At 71.5% G+C, this 15,493-nt stretch carries 17 protein-coding genes; 5 read left to right on the top strand and 12 right to left on the bottom strand.

From position 1 onward, the window contains the following. Nucleotides 1-3: 3 nt before the first annotated feature. Nucleotides 4-612 (bottom strand): ubiquinol-cytochrome c reductase iron-sulfur subunit, encoded by a 609-nt coding sequence (gene petA, locus D9599_RS13985; RefSeq protein WP_198381847.1) that lies wholly within the window; start codon nt 610-612, stop codon nt 4-6. A 287-nt stretch (nt 613-899) separates the two neighbouring features. Here petA and hemF point away from each other — a divergent pair, with 287 nt between their 5' ends. Both hemF and D9599_RS13975 read left to right on the top strand, forming a co-directional pair. After that, nucleotides 900-1,760 (top strand): oxygen-dependent coproporphyrinogen oxidase, encoded by an 861-nt coding sequence (gene hemF, locus D9599_RS13980; RefSeq protein WP_232480512.1) that lies wholly within the window; start codon nt 900-902, stop codon nt 1,758-1,760. 76 nt (nt 1,761-1,836) lie between these two features. Further along, entirely contained in the window at nt 1,837-2,826 is a 990-nt protein-coding gene (locus tag D9599_RS13975; RefSeq protein ID WP_198381845.1) for a tripartite tricarboxylate transporter substrate binding protein, read from the top strand. 60 nt (nt 2,827-2,886) lie between these two features. On the opposite strand, the gene D9599_RS13970 is transcribed toward D9599_RS13975, so the two are convergent. Together D9599_RS13970 and D9599_RS13965 are read right to left on the bottom strand one after the other, a co-directional pair. Continuing rightward, nucleotides 2,887-3,105 (bottom strand): hypothetical protein, encoded by a 219-nt coding sequence (locus D9599_RS13970; RefSeq protein ID WP_198381844.1) that lies wholly within the window; start codon nt 3,103-3,105, stop codon nt 2,887-2,889. 2 nt (nt 3,106-3,107) lie between these two features. Next, complete coding sequence (locus D9599_RS13965) at nt 3,108-3,308, bottom strand: hypothetical protein (protein ID WP_198381843.1); 201 nt, start codon at nt 3,306-3,308, stop codon at nt 3,108-3,110. Nucleotides 3,309-3,413: 105 nt separating this feature from the next. Between D9599_RS13965 and D9599_RS13960 the strand changes: the two genes are divergently transcribed. Next, nucleotides 3,414-4,076 carry a tyrosine-protein phosphatase gene (locus D9599_RS13960; protein ID WP_198381926.1) on the top strand — a complete coding sequence of 221 codons (663 nt, stop codon included), beginning with the start codon at nt 3,414-3,416 and terminating at the stop codon, nt 4,074-4,076. Between the two features lie 231 nt (nt 4,077-4,307). Here D9599_RS13960 and D9599_RS13955 read toward each other — a convergent pair whose 3' ends face one another. From D9599_RS13955 to D9599_RS13935, 5 genes are read right to left on the bottom strand one after another with little or no spacing between them, the layout of a single operon-like run. After that, complete coding sequence (locus tag D9599_RS13955) at nt 4,308-4,826, bottom strand: HutD family protein (RefSeq protein WP_198381842.1); 519 nt, start codon at nt 4,824-4,826, stop codon at nt 4,308-4,310. Between the two features lie 9 nt (nt 4,827-4,835). Continuing rightward, nucleotides 4,836-6,629 carry an ABC transporter ATP-binding protein gene (locus D9599_RS13950; RefSeq protein ID WP_198381841.1) on the bottom strand — a complete coding sequence of 598 codons (1,794 nt, stop codon included), beginning with the start codon at nt 6,627-6,629 and terminating at the stop codon, nt 4,836-4,838. A 43-nt stretch (nt 6,630-6,672) separates the two neighbouring features. Further along, nucleotides 6,673-7,113: a DoxX family protein gene (locus tag D9599_RS13945; RefSeq protein ID WP_375373051.1), complete on the bottom strand. Its 441-nt coding sequence runs from the start codon at nt 7,111-7,113 to the stop codon at nt 6,673-6,675. 16 nt (nt 7,114-7,129) lie between these two features. After that, complete coding sequence (locus D9599_RS13940) at nt 7,130-8,425, bottom strand: CCA tRNA nucleotidyltransferase (RefSeq protein WP_309228625.1); 1,296 nt, start codon at nt 8,423-8,425, stop codon at nt 7,130-7,132. Next, a complete protein-coding gene (locus tag D9599_RS13935) occupies nt 8,422-8,733 on the bottom strand; it encodes a hypothetical protein (protein WP_198381840.1) in 312 nt (103 codons plus the stop codon). Before D9599_RS13935 ends, D9599_RS13940 begins: the two co-directional genes overlap by 4 nt. A gap of 137 nt (nt 8,734-8,870) precedes the next feature. Here D9599_RS13935 and D9599_RS13930 point away from each other — a divergent pair, with 137 nt between their 5' ends. Beyond that, nucleotides 8,871-9,326 (top strand): opioid growth factor receptor-related protein, encoded by a 456-nt coding sequence (locus tag D9599_RS13930; protein WP_198381839.1) that lies wholly within the window; start codon nt 8,871-8,873, stop codon nt 9,324-9,326. Between the two features lie 76 nt (nt 9,327-9,402). Beyond that, on the top strand, nt 9,403-10,899 hold the full coding sequence (locus tag D9599_RS13925; protein ID WP_198381923.1) for a protein adenylyltransferase SelO: 1,497 nt from the start codon (nt 9,403-9,405) through the stop codon (nt 10,897-10,899). Here D9599_RS13925 and D9599_RS13920 read toward each other — a convergent pair. From D9599_RS13920 to D9599_RS13905, 4 genes are read right to left on the bottom strand one after another with little or no spacing between them, the layout of a single operon-like run. Continuing rightward, on the bottom strand, nt 10,875-12,365 hold the full coding sequence (locus D9599_RS13920) for a class I adenylate-forming enzyme family protein (RefSeq protein ID WP_198381838.1): 1,491 nt from the start codon (nt 12,363-12,365) through the stop codon (nt 10,875-10,877). The genes D9599_RS13925 and D9599_RS13920 overlap by 25 nt on opposite strands. Beyond that, complete coding sequence (locus D9599_RS13915; RefSeq protein WP_198381837.1) at nt 12,362-13,630, bottom strand: acyl-CoA dehydrogenase family protein; 1,269 nt, start codon at nt 13,628-13,630, stop codon at nt 12,362-12,364. The genes D9599_RS13920 and D9599_RS13915 overlap by 4 nt, the downstream gene beginning before the upstream one ends. Then, a complete protein-coding gene (locus D9599_RS13910; protein WP_198381836.1) occupies nt 13,630-14,379 on the bottom strand; it encodes an alpha/beta fold hydrolase in 750 nt (249 codons plus the stop codon). Before D9599_RS13910 ends, D9599_RS13915 begins: the two co-directional genes overlap by 1 nt. Nucleotides 14,380-14,439: 60 nt before the next feature. Beyond that, the gene (locus tag D9599_RS13905) at nt 14,440-15,486 is read right to left on the bottom strand and encodes a hypothetical protein (RefSeq protein WP_198381835.1); all 1,047 of its coding nucleotides are present in this window, start codon (nt 15,484-15,486) and stop codon (nt 14,440-14,442) included. Nucleotides 15,487-15,493 lie beyond the last annotated feature (7 nt).

Raw genomic sequence — 15,493 nt, 5'->3', positions numbered from 1 at the left:
TCCTCAGCCGATCCGGATCTTGGTGTCGGAGGTGAAGGTGTAGTCGGGAAGGGCGAGGTTCGTCGGCGCAGGGCCGTGACGGACGCGCCCGGAGGTGTCGTACTGGCTGCCGTGGCAGGGGCAGAACCAGCCGCCGTACTCGCCGCGGTTGTCGGTCGGCTTCTGGCCCAGCGGCACGCAGCCGAGATGGGTGCAGATGCCGATCACGATCAGCCACTGGTCCTTGCCCGGCTTCACGCGGGACTGGTCGGTGGCGGGGTCGATCAGCTGGTTGACCGGGACGGCGCGGGCCTCCTCGATCTCCTTCGCCGTGCGGTGGCGCACGAAGACCGGCTTGCCGCGCCACATGGCCGTGATGGCCTGGCCCTCGGCGATCGGGCTCAGCTCAACCTCGGTGCTGGCCAGCGCCAGCACGTCCGCGCTCGGGTTCATCGAGTTGATGAAGGGCCAGGCAACCACGCCGACTCCGACCACCGCGAAGGAGCCGGCGGCAAGTTTCAGGAAGTCCCGGCGCGGCGGGCCTTCCTCGTGTTGCACGCCGACCGGATCGGCCTGGCGGGGACCCGCCTCCGAGGGGCTCGTCTTGGGCGGGGAAGCCAGCACATCGGCCATTCGATCGCTCGTCCTGTTCTCCGCCCCCCTCCGCTGTGCGGCCAGGGGCGGTTGCACTGTCTCCGGCAGGGCATGCGGTCGAACGGGGTGTCCGGGCCGAGTGCTCGCGCGGGTTGGGGCGCGGCACGCGCGGGTGCGCGGTGCCATGCCGGTTCTCTGGCCATATAAAGGGCGGGCACGCAGGGTGGCAACGGCGCGAGCCGCACCGCAACACGACGATGGGGCAGATGATACGCAACCAAGACCATGCCGCGCCCGCCCAGGCCGCCGAATCCGGCCCTCACCCCATGGCCGGCCCGGCCCGCGCCTGGTTCGAGGGGCTGCGGGACCGCCTCTGCGCCGCCTTCGAGGCGATCGAGAACGAGGGCGGCACGGGCCCGCACGGCGCCATGCCGCCCGGCCGCTTCGTCCGCACCCCATGGGATCGGCCAGAGGGCGGCGGGGGCGTGATGTCCGTCATGAAGGGCCGGGTCTTCGAGAAGGTGGGGGTGAACGTCTCCACCGTCTGGGGGGAATTCAGCCCGGAGTTCCGCCGGCAGATCCCGGGGGCGGAGGAGGACCCGCGCTTCCTGGCCACGGGGGTCTCACTGGTGGCCCATATGCGATCCCCCCGCGTGCCAGCCGCGCATATGAACACCCGGTTCATCACGACGCGGCGGAGCTGGTTCGGGGGCGGTGGGGACCTGACGCCGATGTTCCCGCAATCTGCAGAGGCGCAGGAGGACGCGGTTGGCTTCCACGCCGCCTTCCGCGCGGCCTGCGACCGGCACGATCCGGCCTACTACCCTCGCTTCAAGGCCTGGTGCGACGAGTACTTCTTCCTGCCCCACCGGGGGGAGCCCCGCGGCCTGGGCGGCATCTTCTACGACTGGCTGGGGCGGGACGAGCCGGACGGGGCGCGGCTGGAGGACCACTTCGCCTTCACCCGGGACGTGGGCGAGGCCTTCCTCGAATCCTATCCGGCCATCGTCCGCCGCCGGATGCATGAGCCCTGGACCGAGGCGGAGCGGGAGGCGCAGCTCATCCGGCGCGGGCGCTACGTGGAGTTCAACCTTCTACACGACCGCGGCACGCTCTTCGGGCTGAAGACCGGGGGAAACGTGGAGGCGATCCTCATGTCCATGCCGCCGGAGGTGCGTTGGCCTTGAGCGGCTGTCCACGGGGCTGGCCGGCGGCCGCGGGCACCGCCTAAACTGGCGGCAACGAAGAACGAGGGACGCTTCCATGATTGCGCGCCGCCATTTCCTCGGAGCAGGGCTGGCCCTGCCCGCCATCCGCACCGCCGCCGCCCAGGCTCCGGGATCCGCGACCGACTGGCCTACCCGTCCGGTGCGCGTCATCGTCCCCTTCCCGCCTGCCGGCTCCACCGACGTGATGACGCGCATCTATGCGGAGCAGCTCCAGCAGCGGCTCGGGCAGAACTTCGTTATCGAGAACCGGCCTGGGGCGGGCGGCAATATCGGGATGGACGCGATCGCGAAGTCGACGCCCGACGGCTACACGCTCGGCATGGCGACGATCGGGCAGTTCTCGATCAACCAGTTCCTCTATTCCCGCATGCCCTGGGACATCGACCGGGACTTCGCCGCGGTCGCCCTCACCTACGAGCTGCCCAACGTCTTCATCGTCAGCAGCCAGCACTGCCCGGCGCGGAGCTTGGGGGAATTCATCGAATGGGCCCGGGCCCGGCCGCAGGGCATCTCCTACGGCAGCCCGGGGGTGGGCACCACGGCGCATCTCTCCGGCGCCCTCTTCACCCATCGGCTGAAGCTGAACGCGGAGCACGTGCCCTTCCGCGGTGCGGCCCAGATCACCCCGGCCATGCTAGCCGGCGACCTGACCTGCGCCATCGACAATCTCGCCTCCTACATCCCCATCATTCAGGAGGGGCGGATGCGCGCCTTCGCGGTGACGGACGCGGAGCGCTGGCCGAACCTGCCGGAGATCCCGACCATGGCCGAGGCGGGGATGCCCGATTTCGTCATCACCTCCTGGGCCGCAATGGTCGCCCCTGCCGCCACGCCCCGGCCGGTGGTGGACCGGCTGAATGCGGCACTGAAGACGATCGTGGAGGACGAGGCGATGCGGAAGCGAGCCCTCCAGGCCGGGACGAAGCTGTTGTGGTCCACGCCCGAGGATGCCGTCGCGCGCGGGCGGGGCGAGCGGCCGATGTGGCAGGAGGCGGTGCGGCTCACCAACGCGCGGGCGGACTAAAATGCGGCGAGGGCCGGGGCGGCAATCCGCCCCGGCCCCTTTCGCTCGGTCTAACCAGCCTCAGTAGCCGCTGCGGTCGCCCTTGCGATGCTCATCATGCGTGTGGTGGCTATCGCGCTCGCCGCCGCCGCCCGAGACCTGGCTCTTGCTGCTGTTTGTGGCCGCGCCCGGCTGGGTGTGGCCCTTCTCCCGGTGCGCGTGGCCATGGCTGCCGCCCTGGTGGCTGCTGCCCGGGCCACCGGCGGAGCGGTCGGTGGATTCCTCGTTTCCCTTCGGCATGATCAACGGTCCTGCTGGTAGCCCTGGTGGTGGGTGTTGATCCCGGTGCTGCCCTGCTGGCCCTGCTGGCCCGGATCGAACTTGCCGCGGTTGTCGGCGGTGTTGCGGGCGTCCTTGGGGTTCACCTCGCCCTCGCCGGGGTTGTTGCCACCGTGCGGCGACTGGTTCTCGGGCGGGACCGGCGGCATATGGGCTTTCGACATGGCGGGCCTCCTCGTTCCTTGGTGAGGAATGCTAACGCCTCGCCGGAGCGGGATGTTTCCCCGGGAATTTGCTGCAACGGCCTCTTCCGCCCTATCTCCCGCACCATGCCGCAGGATCTGACGACACCGGCGGGGCGCCGGGCCGCCCTGGTGAACAGCCTTTTCATTGATCACGCGATCCTCCGTCAGGGCTGGCGGAACTGGGGCGTCGTGGTGCCCGGGCGCCTCTACCGCTCGAACCACCCCTCCCCCTGGCAGCTGCGCGACGCGGCGCGGCGCCTCTCGCTGCGCACAGTGATCAACCTTCGGGGGCAGCGGGTGGACTGCGGCTCCGACGCCCTCTCCCGCGGAGAGGCGGCCCGGCTGGGCCTCACCCATGTGGATGCCCCCTTCGAGAGCCGCGGCGCGCCCCATCGCGACCGCCTCCTCCGCCTGGCCGGCATCTTCGCGGAGATGGCGGAACCGGCCCTCATTCACTGCAAGTCCGGGGCGGACCGCACGGGACTGGCCGCCGGCGTCTTCCTGTTGCTGGGCGGCGGGACGAGCGCGGAGGCGCTGGGACAACTCCACTGGCGCCACGGCCATGTCAGCGCCTCCCGCACTGGCATCCTCGACGCTTTTTTCCGCCTCTACGCGCGGGAGGCGGAGGGACGCGTGCCCTTCCTAGACTGGGTGCGGGATGAATACGACGAGGTGGCGCTCCGCACGGCATTCCGAAGCCAGCCCTGGGCGGATCGGCTGATCGACGGGGTGCTGCGGCGGGAGTAACCGCGCGGCGCTGGCGACCCCGGGGGAGAGAAAGAGTTCTCTCCCCCAGACCCCCTCTCATCCTTTTCTTTCTGTTTGAAGGGTCGTGGGGCCGGTGCGCCTCGGGTCGTGGACTCGAGGCGACTGCGTGTTCAGGAAGGCTTCGCGACAGCCAGACGCAGGTCCAGGAGCCTCAGGCTCCTGGCGGGTGAGGTTCGGAGAGGGCAGCGCCCTCTCCGCGGCCCCGGCCCTTCAGATTTCGACGAAAATCGCGACGCCCGGCCCTTCGATCGCGACGGCACCGGGGTGGAGGATCGTGTCCTCTGGCCCCAACCGCACGTCGCCGATGGTGAGGCTCCCCTCGGCGCAGAACACCGCCACGCAGGAGGCGGGGCTGTGGATGTGGTGGGCGGCCGCGATGCTGCGAACGGCGACGCGGGCCTCAAAGCGGCCACGCTCGGCCATGACGTTGAAGGCGCGGGCGGGGCCACCGGCCATGCGGCAGTGGGTAGGCATGTCGCCGGGGAAGCTGGCGGGAACCAGGGGGAGGCAGGGCAGCGGGGGGCGGCCCTCCAGGGTCAGGGTGACGCCCGCGCCGCCGAGAAGGGTGAAGAGCCGGTCGATGCCGGGGAAGTGGGAGAAGGCGGCGTCGCCGGTCAGGTCGGCGACGGTGATGAGCCAGCCGTCCTGCACGGTGATGTCCCGCGTGGTTCCGAGGCCGTTGGGCCAGGGGCGGGGATGGAGGTCGGCGGCGCGGATGATGGTCGGCATGGCGTCCTCTCAGGCGGGGGCGAAGGCCTGGGCGCGGACGAGGCCGGCGTAGAGGCCGCCGCGGTCCAGCAACTCGGCATGGGTGCCGGATTCGGCGACGCGGCCCGCCTCCATCACCACGATCAGGTCGGCGTCGCGCACGGTCGAGAGGCGGTGGGCGACGACGAGGGTGGTACGCCCGGCGCGGAGGGTGGCGAGGGCGGCCTGGACGGCGGCCTCGCTATTCGTGTCGAGGGCGCTCGTCGCCTCGTCCAGCAGGAGGACGCGGGGGTTTCGCAGCAGGGCACGCGCGAGGGAGATGCGCTGGCGCTGACCGCCCGAGAGGCGCGCGCCGCCGGGGCCGAGGACGGTGTCGTAGCCCTGGGGAAGCGCCGAGATGAAGTCGTTGGCGGCGGCCGCCTGTGCGGCGGCCTCCACCTCCGGCGCGGTGGCGCCGGGGCGGCCGCAGGCGATGTTGGCGAAGGCGGTGTCGTCGAAGACCGTCGCGTCCTGGCCGACATAGGCAATGGCGTCGCGGAGTGATTCGAGGGAGACGGCGCGAAGGTCGGCGCCGTCGATCGTCACCCGCCCGGCACTCGGGTCGTAGAGCCGGGGGACGAGGGCGAGCGCCGTGGACTTGCCGGCGCCGGATGGGCCGACGAGCGCGACGGTGCGGCCAGGTTCGGCGACGAAGGTGACGCCGTGCAGGGCGCCGCGATCGGCCTCATAGGCGAAATGGACACCCTCGAAGGCGATGCGGCCCCGGCCTGGGGGCAGGGCCGGCGCGGCGGGCGGGCTGGTGATGCTCTGGGGCGTGTCGATCACCGCGTTCACGCGGGAGAGGCCGGCCAGCCCCTCCTGAAGCGCGGCGTTGAGGCTGCCGAGCGCGCGCACGGGGCGGGCCGCGATGAGGAGGGCGGCGACGAAGCCGGTGAACTCGCCGACGGTCCCCTCCCCCTGCGAAACGCGCCAGCCGACGATGGAGAGGATGGCGGCAACCGCGACGCCGCCGATGGCTTCGAGCATGGGGTCCAGGCTGGCGCGGGTGCGGGCGATGGAGAGAAGGCTCGCGCGGAGGTTCGCGAAAAGGCGGGCAGCGCGGGATTCCTCCGCCTCCTCCAGCCGGTAGGTGCGGACGACGCGCGCGGCGGCGAAGCTCTCGGTGAGGCTTGCCGCGGCCTCGCCCACCCGCTCCTGCATGCCGCCCGAGGCGCGGCGGATGCGCTTGCCGAGCCGCAGGATGGGCACGACCGCGACCGGGTAGAGGGCGGCCGCGACGAGCGACATCTTCCAGTCCAGCCATACCATCGAGGCGACGAGGCCAACCACGATCAGCACGTCGGCGATGGCGTTGATGGCCTTGGTCAGCGCTTCCCGAATGGCGGCAGCGTCGGCGGTGAAGCGGGCGGCATGCCGGGCGGGGGCGTCCTGCGCGACCACCGCGAGGTCGGCCCGCGTGAGCGCGCGGAAGAGGCGGTTCTGCAGCCCCTCGATCACACGCAGCACGGTGGACTGGATGGAGACGGCCTGGCCGTACTGAGCGAGCGCCTTGGCGCAGGTCAGCAGGACGATGGCGGGCGGGATGGCCCAGACGATCCGGGGGGTGCCGTCCGCACCGGGCTTCGCAAAGAGGTCGAAGGCCTGCTGGATCATCACCGGGTAGAGGGCGGTGAGGCCCGCGACGAGGGCGGTGCAGAGCAGGGCGAGGAGGATGCGGCGCGGGTGGTGGCGCAGTTCCTCGCGCCAGAGGCGGGCGAGGAGGGCGCGCGCCGCCTCGGGGTCGAGGCGCCGCTTGCCGGAGCTCTGTTTTCCAGGGTTGGCCATGGCGGGGCCGGTTACAGCACCGGCCCCGCCAGGACCAGGGATCTCAGATCCGGTCGGTCGTGGTGCGGCCGCGGGCGGCGTCCACGCTCCAGGGGCCGGCCCCGGCGAAGACGAGGTAGAGGAAGACGAAGCAGTAGAGAATGGCCGCGTCGCCGCCGTTGAGCGTGGGATAGAGGTTCCGGGGCGCGTGGAACATCCAGTAGGCGACCGCCATCTCGCCCGAGAGGATAAAGGCGACCGGGCGGGTAAAGGCGCCGATCAGCAGCAGCAGGCCGCCGACAAGTTCCAGGATGGCGCCGATCCAGAAGAGAGACATCGCGGGCGGCAAGCCGCTGGCCGGCGGGGCGGGGAAGCCGAAGAGCTTCTGCGTGCCGTGCAACAGGAAGATGAGGGCCGCGACGATCCGCAGGATCGACAGGACGCGCGGAGCCCAGAGGGCGAGGTTGGAGTTCATGCCGGCTCGGTCCAGAATGGTGATGGACAAGCCGTAACCCGGTCCGTCAGCGCTTCGGAAGGGGCCCGGCGTGAATGTCCCTCATCAGGACCGCCAATCGTGCCCGGCAGGCCACGGCATCGGCGGTGCAGCCGCCCTCCAGCCACCATTGCCGGGTTTCCGCGAGAAGCCGGCCGAGCGCCGGGCCGGGCGGCACGCCCATGGCCAGCGCGTCCCGGCCCAGCAGGGGAAAGACCGGGGCGGGCATGGCGAGGAGCCGCCCGCGGAAACGGACCCAGGCCGCGTCGTCCGGGCCTTCCCAGGACCAGGCGCGATTGACGGCCTGCCGATGCCAAGCGGCGTCGAGCAGGCGCTCGGCCGGCTGCTCGGCCAACAGACGACGGAGCGCGTCGTCGTCCGGGCCGCCGGCCGCAATCTCGGGCTGGAGCGGCAGGATGTCGTGGCCGGCGCGGTAGCGAGCGACAAGGCGGGCGACCTCCTCGTTCGAAGCCTTCAGGCGCCGGGCGGCCGCGGCGGTGCCGTGGGTGAGGAGCGCGTCGAAGCGCAGCAGCGGGTCGGCGGGGGCGCCGATCTCCGACAGCGCGCGGAGGTGGCGGGAGGCACCGAGCGAATCGGGGCCGAGGATGGCGGGGAGGACGCCCGTCTCCTCCATCAGCGCGACCGCCCCCGCGGGATCCGGCGCGGCGAGAAGGCGCTTCAGCTCCATCCAGACCCGCTCCACCGAGAGGCGGGCGAGGCTCGGCACAGCCTCCCGGATGGCGGCAATGGCGGCGGGGTCCGGCTCGCCCTCACCGTAGCGGGCCTGGAAGCGGAAATAGCGGAGGGCGCGGAGATGGTCCTCGGCGAGGCGCGTCGCGGGGTCGCCGACGAAGCGGACGCGCCCGGCCGCGAGGTCCTCCCGGCCGCCGTAATAGTCCCAGAGGTCACCCTCGGCGGAGAGGGAGAGGGCGTTCATCGTGAAGTCGCGGCGGGCGGCATCCTCGCGCCAGTCGGTGGTCCATTCCACGACAGCGTGGCGGCCGTCGGTCACGACGTCGCGGCGGAGGCTGGTGACCTCCACGGGCTCGCCATGGAGGACGGCGGTGAGGGTGCCGTGGGCGAGGCCGGTCTCGTGAACGCGCAGGCCCGCGGCGGTGAGGCGGGCGGCGATCCCTTCCGGCGGGAAGGGGGCGGCCACGTCCACATCGGCCACCGGGCGGCCCGCCAGGGCGTCGCGCACGGCGCCGCCGACAGCCCGCGCGCCCGGCAGGGCGGCCAGCACGGCGGCGGGAGCGGGATCGGCCAGGAAGGCGGGCGGCTCGATCCGGGCGGCCGGCGGGTCGCCCTGTGTGCCTTCGATCACGGCGCGGCGCCCTCCCCGCGCGGGCGGGAGGGGGTGTTGATGGTCGGCCAGGCCCCGTGCGAGCGCGCCTCGCCCGAATGTCCCGGCACGATGCCGCCCTCCGTCACGCTCGGGGGGACATAGGTGGCGTAAGGATCCATGCTGCGGGACAGGCCGTACCACACCGCGCCGGCCATTGAGATGGCGAGGCCGATCAGCGCGAGGACCAGCACATGGCTCCCCACCGCGCGGCCCGGGTTGAACCGGAGCCAGACGGCGTAGAGCGCGAAAGGCGCGAGGAAGAGGACCGTCTCGACGAGGTAGGGCATGGCTCCGCCAGGGCTTCCGGAAGGGAGGAGGTCAGGCACCCCGCCCCCTGCTCCCGCGTTCATGTCGGGCCTGTACCTGCTTAAACCAGGGCCGGCCGGGCGCGAAGCCGCCCGCGAATCCAATGAGGAGGCGTTGCATGGCCGAACCCATCCGCGAGTTCCTGCGCGGCGAGGGGCGCGACGGGCGGGGACGCCTTCTCGCCGATGTACTGGCCTTCGACGACGCGCGGATCGAGGCGGTGCATGACTTCATCCAGTGGCTCTTCCCCCTGCCGGACCCGAGCCAGGCGGTGCCGGGCTCGCCCGTGCTAGGGACTGCCGAGGCGGCGGCCATCCGCGCGGACCCGCAGGCGCTGGAGGGGTTCCGCGCGGCGCTCGAGCGGATGACGCGCTTCTATGCCGGCACGGACCACTGGCTGGTGCGCTTCGACCATAACCACCGGCGGATCACCCGCATCATCGCCGCGACGCGCGCCCTGCTGGGGCGGGAGGAGGCGGCGCGCTTCCATGCGGCGGTCGCGGCGCGCGACGCGGCGGAGGGCGGGGTGATCGACCTGGCGAGCCGCCGCTACTGGGAGCGGGCGCTGGGATAGGGGCTGCCTCGCGCCGACGCGATGGGCGCGGGCCTTGTTTCAGGGGGAGCCGGGCCTGATCTGAACCCGCATGACGATGACCCTCGAGGCGACGCGGGAGGGCGGCACCGTCCGCTTTCCTTTCGACAACTCCTATGCCCGCCTGCCGGACCGCTTCCGCGCGCGCCTGGACCCGACGCCCGTCGCGGCGCCGCGCCTGCTGAAGGTGAACACGGCACTGGCGGAGCGGCTGGGGCTCGATCCCGCGGCGCTGGCCTCGCCGGAGGGTGTCGAGATCCTCGCGGGGAACCGGGTGCCGGAGGGGGCGGAGCCGCTCGCGGCGGCCTATGCCGGGCACCAGTTCGGCGGCTTCTCGCCCCAGCTCGGCGACGGGCGGGCGATCCTGCTCGGCGAGGTGGTGGCGCCGGACGGGAAGCGCTTCGACATTCAGCTCAAGGGCTCAGGCCGTACGCCTTTCTCCCGCAGCGGGGATGGGCGCGCGGCGGTCGGGCCGGTGCTGCGCGAGTATCTTGTCAGCGAGGCGATGGCGGCGCTGGGCGTGCCGACCACGCGGGCGCTGGCGGCGGTCTCCACCGGGCAGCCGGTGATGCGCGAGGTGCCGCTGCCGGGCGCGGTGCTGACGCGCGTGGCGTCGAGCCACATCCGCGTCGGCACCTTCCAGTACTTCGCGGCGCGGCGAGACGTGGAGGCGCTGCGCGTGCTGGTGGACCACGCCATCGCCCGTCACTACCCGGAGGCCGCTGGGGGCCCCTCCCCCGCCCGCGCGCTGCTGGAGGGCGTGGTGGCGCGGCAGGCGGCGCTGGTCGGCCAGTGGATGCTGATCGGCTTCATTCACGGCGTGATGAACACCGACAATACCTCGATCTCCGGCGAGACGATCGACTACGGCCCCTGCGCCTTCATGGACGCCTACGACGCCTCCACGGTGTTCAGCTCGATCGACCACGGCGGGCGCTACGCCTACGGCAACCAGCCGGGGATCATGCAGTGGAACCTCGCGCGGCTGGCCGAGGCGGTGCTGCCGCTGCTGGCGGATGACGACGACGCGGCGGTGGCGATCGCGCAGGAGGTGCTGCGCGGCTATGCCCCAGCCTTCGAGGCCGCCTATCTCGGAGGCCTGCGGGCCAAGATCGGCCTGCCGGGCGAGCGCGCGGGCGACCACGCCCTGGCGGGCGACCTACTGAAGGCCATGGCGGAGAACGGGGCGGACTTCACCCTTACCTTCCGCCGCCTCTGCCGCGCGGCGGAGGACGAGGCGGGGGATGCGGCGGTGCGCGCCCTGTTCGCAGATCCCACGGCCTACGACGCCTGGGCGGTGCGCTGGCGCGAGCGGCTGGCCGAGGAAGGCGGCGACCCCGCCGCGCGCGCGGTCGCGATGCGCGCGGTAAACCCGGCGGTGATCCCGCGCAACCACCTCGTGGAGGCCGCGCTGGAGGCGGCCGTCCAGCGCGATGACCTCGCGCCCTTCGAGGTGCTGCTGGCGAGCGTGACGCGCCCCTTCGAGGACCAGCCCGGGGCCGACGTAGCGCCGGGCGCGCCGGAGCAGCCCTATATGACCTTCTGCGGGACCTGAACGGGCGCGAGCTGCGGGCGCAGCTCGAAGTGCCGGACCTTGCCGAGCGCGGTGCGCGGCAGGGTATCGGTGAAGACTACGCGGCGCGGCACCTTGAAGCGGGCGAGCTGGGCCGCGACGTGATCGCGTACCGCTTCCTCCGAGAGGGAGGCGCCGGGACGAAGGACGATGAAGGCGACCGGCACCTCCTGCCATTTCGGGTCGGGGGCGCCGAGCACGGCGGCCTCGGCGATGGCGGGGTGCTCCAGCAGCACGCGCTCGACCTCGGCGGGGTAGATGTTCTCGCCGCCGGAGATGATAAGGTTCTTGCGGCGATCGTGGACATGGAAGTGGCCTGCGTCGTCGCGTGTCGCGATGTCGCCGGTGCGGTACCAGCCGTCCCTCATGCAGGCGGCCGTCGCGTCCTCGTCCCGCCAGTAACCGCAGAAGAGGTTGCGGCCGCGAAGAAGCACCTCGCCGGCGGCGCCGTGCGGGAGGTCGCGGCCGTTGTCGTCGGCCACGCGGGCTTCGCAAAGAAGGCCGGGCAGACCGGTGGAGGTGGGCGCCGTCGTCGCGCAGCCAAGGCGTGTGTAGATGGCAATGGGGCAGCTCTCCGTCGCGCCGTAGACCTGCAGCAGCGGCACGCCGCGGGCGGTGACGGCTTCCACCAGGGCGGGGTGGACGGGCTCCGACCCCGTGCTGATGGCGCGGAGAGAGGAAAGGTTGGCGGCTTCCCATCCTGGCCCGGCCATAAGGGCGCGGAGCGTGGCGGGGACGGTGAGGAGGAGGCTGGGGCGATCCCGTCCCACCGCCGCCAGCACGGCGTCGGCGGAGAAGCGGGGATGGATGGTGACAGTCGCGCCGGCATGAAGGGCCGGCGTGGTATGGATGTTCAGCCCGCCGACATGGAAGAAGGGCAGTACGGAAAGGACGTGGTCCTCGGCCGTCATGCCATGCATGTGGTGGCTCATGACAGCGTTGTGGAACAGCGCCTCCTGCGCCAGCAGCGCGCCTTTCGGGCGACCGGTGGTGCCGGAGGTATAGACGAGCAACAGAGGATTTTCGAAGCCGCCCGGGCCGTCCTCGTCGCCCTCGCCATCGCGAATGGCGAGCGGGGCGGCGGAAAGATCGGGCGCGGCCTCTTGCAGGGTTTCCGCGAAATCGGGCTCGACAAAGGCGACGCGCGGCTCGGCGTGCTCCATAATGTAGCGCAGTTCCGGCGCGGCCAGGCGCCAGTTCAGCGGCAGCAGGATCGCGCCGAGGCGAGCGCAGGCGTAGAGCAGCGAGAGGTAGGCTGGATGGTTCGTGGCCAGCACCGCCACGCGGTCGCCGGGGCCGACGCCGTGATGCACCCGCAGCAGGTGTGCCGCGCGGCCGATCTCAGCCGCGAGTTGCGCGTAGGTGATGGCCTCGCCCTCGAAGCGGATCGCAACCTTGCTGGGTGCGAAGGCTGCGTTGCGGTCGATGAGGGCGGCGAGGTTGGTCACTCGTCCTTCTCGCCGGGCTTGTAGAGCGTGTCGCGGCCGAGGCGGTCGAGGCAGATCTCTGCGGTCCAGGGCAGCATGAGGGAGCCGCAGCGGCTGTCGCGGTAGATGCGCTCAAGCGGCAGGCTGCGGAGCATTGCCTGGCCGCCGCAGGTGCGGATGGCCTTGGTGGCCAGCGCGTTGGCGTTCTCCATCACCGTGTACTGCGCGGCATAAGCGCGCTGCACCTGCTCGCGCGTCGGGTCAGGGCGGGCCTCGCGGATGGCCTGGAACCAGAGGGCCTTGGTCTGCTCGAGCATGATCCGCATCTCGGCGACCGCGATCTGCTTCGTCGGGAACATGCGGCGCTTCACAGGCGGCGTGCCCGGCACCTCGCCGCGGAGATAGGCGACGGCGAAGTCGTAGGCGGCCTGGGCGAGGCCCATATAGGTGGGCGTCAGCGTCATGAACATGTGCGGCCAGCGGCCGGCGGCCTGGAAGTAGACGCCGCGCGGCATGAGCATGGCGTCCTCCGGCACGAAGACGTCCTTCAGCAGCAGTGTGCGGGAGACGGTGCCGCGCATGCCCAGTGGATCCCAGTCACCGACGATGCTGACGCCCTCGGCCTTTGCGGGGATGGCGAGGTAGAGGGTGTTGCGGCGGCTGGCGGGTTCGTCGCCCCGGCGCTCCGTGCAGAGGATGCCGTAGTAGTCGGCGGCGCCCGAGAGGCTGGCGAAGATCTTCTTGCCGTTGACGATGTAGCCGCCCTCCACCGGGCGCGCCTCGGTGCCGAAGGCGATGGCGCCGGCGGCGGCCGCGCCACCTTCGGAGAAGGGCTGTGAGTAGATGGCGCCCTCCTCCACGATGCGCCGGTAGTGGCGGGCGCGGCGGGCGCGGTGGGTGGCGCGGTCCGCCTCGCTCATCTCCAGGTCCTCGGACAATAGGCCGGACCAGAGGGTGGAGCAGACGTGCATGTTCCAGGAGAGCGCCGTGGCGCCGCAGTAGCGGCCGAGTTCCGCGGCGGTGAGGCAGTAGGTGGTGAAGTCCGCCCCCTCCCCGCCGTCCTCCTCGGGCACGCAGATGCGGAGCAATCCTTCCCCGTGCATGTCGCGGAAGTTCTCGATGGGGAAGCGCGCCTCGCGGTCGTAGGTGGCGGCGCGGGGGGCCAGAACCGCCCTGCCGAAGCGGCGGGCGCGCGCCGTCAGCTCGGCCTGCTGCGGCGTGAGGTTGAAAGCTTCGGGCGCGAAGATCGGCTCGTCCTGCAACAGGTCGGCGGGAAGGGTGTCCATCAGCGGTTCCCTTTCAGGTGGCGGTCCAAGAAGTCTAGAACGGCGGCGTCGAAGGCATCCGGCGCCTCGATGTTCGGCAGGTGGCCAGTGTTGGGCAGGCAGACATAGGTGGCGCCAGGAATCTTGCCGGCCAGGCGCTGCATCATCGGCGCGGGGGCGTTGGTGTCCACCTCGCCGGCGAGGCAAAGGACGGGGATGCGAATCGCGCCGAGATTCGCGCGCTCGTCAAAGGTGACGAGGGTCCGGACGGCGACGCGGAAGGTTTCCGGCGAGGTGGCGCCCAGCGCCTGGATCGCCAGGTCGCGGAACGGGGTGCCGCCCGGGCCGGTGAGGGCCGCGAGAGTGTCAGGCGCGAGCTCGGCGAGCGTCCGCCCCTCCTCCAGCGGCCTCAGCCGGGCGGCGACGAACTCGCGCTGGAAATCGCCCGAGGGGTTCCCGAAGGCGGGGCTGGTGGCGCAAAGGATGGCGGCGGAGTAGGCGTCTGCGCGTCGGCGCAGCAAGGTCTGCGCGACCATCCCGCCCATGGAGTGGCCGAGCAGGACAGGGCGCTGCAGGCCGCGCGCCGCGATCGCGGCCTCCACGTCGGCGGCCATGGTCTCGAAATCCAGCGCATCGACGGGCGGGCGGGCGCCGTAACCGGGCAAGTCGAGCGGCACGGCCTCATAGCCGCGCGCCGCAAATGGGACGCGCTGAGGCTGCCACAGCCTGCTGTCCGCGCCGATCCCGTGCAGCATCACGACCGGGGTCATGGAAGGGCCCTCTTTGCCGCAGCGATCATATGAAAATTCATAGACCTGTCCAGCACGGAATCATCCGAAGACCGGCTGCACCTCGCCGCCCAGCACCACGGGGGTGCCGTCGATCAGGATATCCGTGCCCATAACGGGGATGTCGAAATGGCCGGGGGTGTAGCGGCCGGCGAACTCGTTGGCGCCGGTGGAGAAGAGAAAGTTGCCGGCGATGGCGCGCAGCTCCGTGCCGTTGGTGTCGCGCTGGTCATACATGGACAATGCCTCGTAGCGCGCGGCCGGGTTCATGCCGAAGCCGACATGGGAGACGGCATAGGCCTCGCGGTCGCCCCAGGCCGCGAAGCTGCGGCGCAGCATCTCGGCGTCGGGGCCGCTGCCCTCGATCGCTGTGACATAGTCCGATTCGACCGTCAGGCGGATGGGTGCGGCGAGATAGCGCTTGAAGGTGAGGTTGATGTCGCCCGTATCGAGCACCAGCGTGCCGTTCACGGTGCCAGCGGCGGGGAAGCTGACGACGATGCCGCCGGGCCAGTGGGCCAGCGTGCCCGGCCGGTCGGTCCAGCCCCAGACGCCGACGGTGGCAGCGCCGGCCATATCGACTTCTAGCGCGGTGCCGGCGGCAGAGTGGACGCTCATCCGGCGGGAGGCGCGCAGCATCTTCGTGGCGGCACGAACCCGGCCTGCGAGCGCGTCGTCCGGGCGCATCCGCTCCAGCGCCTCCGGATGCTCGTTCGAAATGGAGAGGATGCGGGCGCCCGATTTCAGGATTGCGGCCGTCTCCCGCGCGTGCATCAGCCCTTGGACGGTGAGATCCACGACGAGCGAACTGGCGGAAAGCGCGCCGACCACGGGGGCCAAGCCGTCGATGGCCTCGCTGGCGCCGGTGGAGCGGATGGGCACGGGGTAGGGATTGCGTGCCGTGGGCAGAACGATGTGGAAGGGCCGGGCACCGAGGCGGAGGAGCGCGAGTTCCGCCAGATGGACGTTCAGCGCGCGAGACTGGCTCTCCGAGAGGATCGCAACCACCTCTCCCTCGCGGACAGCGCATCTGGCCAGGACCTCGGCGAAGGCCTCGATCCACTTGTGCTCGATGCGGTCCGCAAACATGCTCGCC

The sequence above is a fragment of the Roseomonas sp. KE2513 genome, from assembly GCF_016107305.1.
In the GTDB taxonomy this organism is placed as follows: Bacteria; Pseudomonadota; Alphaproteobacteria; order Acetobacterales; family Acetobacteraceae; genus Roseomonas.
This window is presented reverse-complemented; position numbering and strand designations above follow the sequence as displayed.

Bases quoted from the DNA above. Each gene is read 5' to 3' on its own strand.
- petA (WP_198381847.1), bottom strand. From the start codon at position 612: ATGGCCGATGTGCTGGCTTCCCCGCCCAAGACGAGCCCCTCGGAGGCG.
- D9599_RS13930 (WP_198381839.1), top strand. From the start codon at position 8,871: ATGGCCGAACCCATCCGCGAGTTCCTGCGCGGCGAGGGGCGCGACGGG.
- D9599_RS13915 (WP_198381837.1), bottom strand. From the start codon at position 13,630: ATGGACACCCTTCCCGCCGACCTGTTGCAGGACGAGCCGATCTTCGCG.
- D9599_RS13935 (WP_198381840.1), bottom strand. From the start codon at position 8,733: ATGCCCTACCTCGTCGAGACGGTCCTCTTCCTCGCGCCTTTCGCGCTC.
- D9599_RS13910 (WP_198381836.1), bottom strand. From the start codon at position 14,379: ATGACCCCGGTCGTGATGCTGCACGGGATCGGCGCGGACAGCAGGCTG.
- D9599_RS13970 (WP_198381844.1), bottom strand. From the start codon at position 3,105: ATGCCGAAGGGAAACGAGGAATCCACCGACCGCTCCGCCGGTGGCCCG.
- D9599_RS13955 (WP_198381842.1), bottom strand. From the start codon at position 4,826: ATGCCGACCATCATCCGCGCCGCCGACCTCCATCCCCGCCCCTGGCCC.
- D9599_RS13950 (WP_198381841.1), bottom strand. From the start codon at position 6,629: ATGGCCAACCCTGGAAAACAGAGCTCCGGCAAGCGGCGCCTCGACCCC.
- D9599_RS13960 (WP_198381926.1), top strand. From the start codon at position 3,414: ATGCCGCAGGATCTGACGACACCGGCGGGGCGCCGGGCCGCCCTGGTG.
- D9599_RS13905 (WP_198381835.1), bottom strand. From the start codon at position 15,486: ATGTTTGCGGACCGCATCGAGCACAAGTGGATCGAGGCCTTCGCCGAG.
- hemF (WP_232480512.1), top strand. From the start codon at position 900: ATGGCCGGCCCGGCCCGCGCCTGGTTCGAGGGGCTGCGGGACCGCCTC.
- D9599_RS13975 (WP_198381845.1), top strand. From the start codon at position 1,837: ATGATTGCGCGCCGCCATTTCCTCGGAGCAGGGCTGGCCCTGCCCGCC.
- D9599_RS13925 (WP_198381923.1), top strand. From the start codon at position 9,403: ATGACCCTCGAGGCGACGCGGGAGGGCGGCACCGTCCGCTTTCCTTTC.
- D9599_RS13965 (WP_198381843.1), bottom strand. From the start codon at position 3,308: ATGTCGAAAGCCCATATGCCGCCGGTCCCGCCCGAGAACCAGTCGCCG.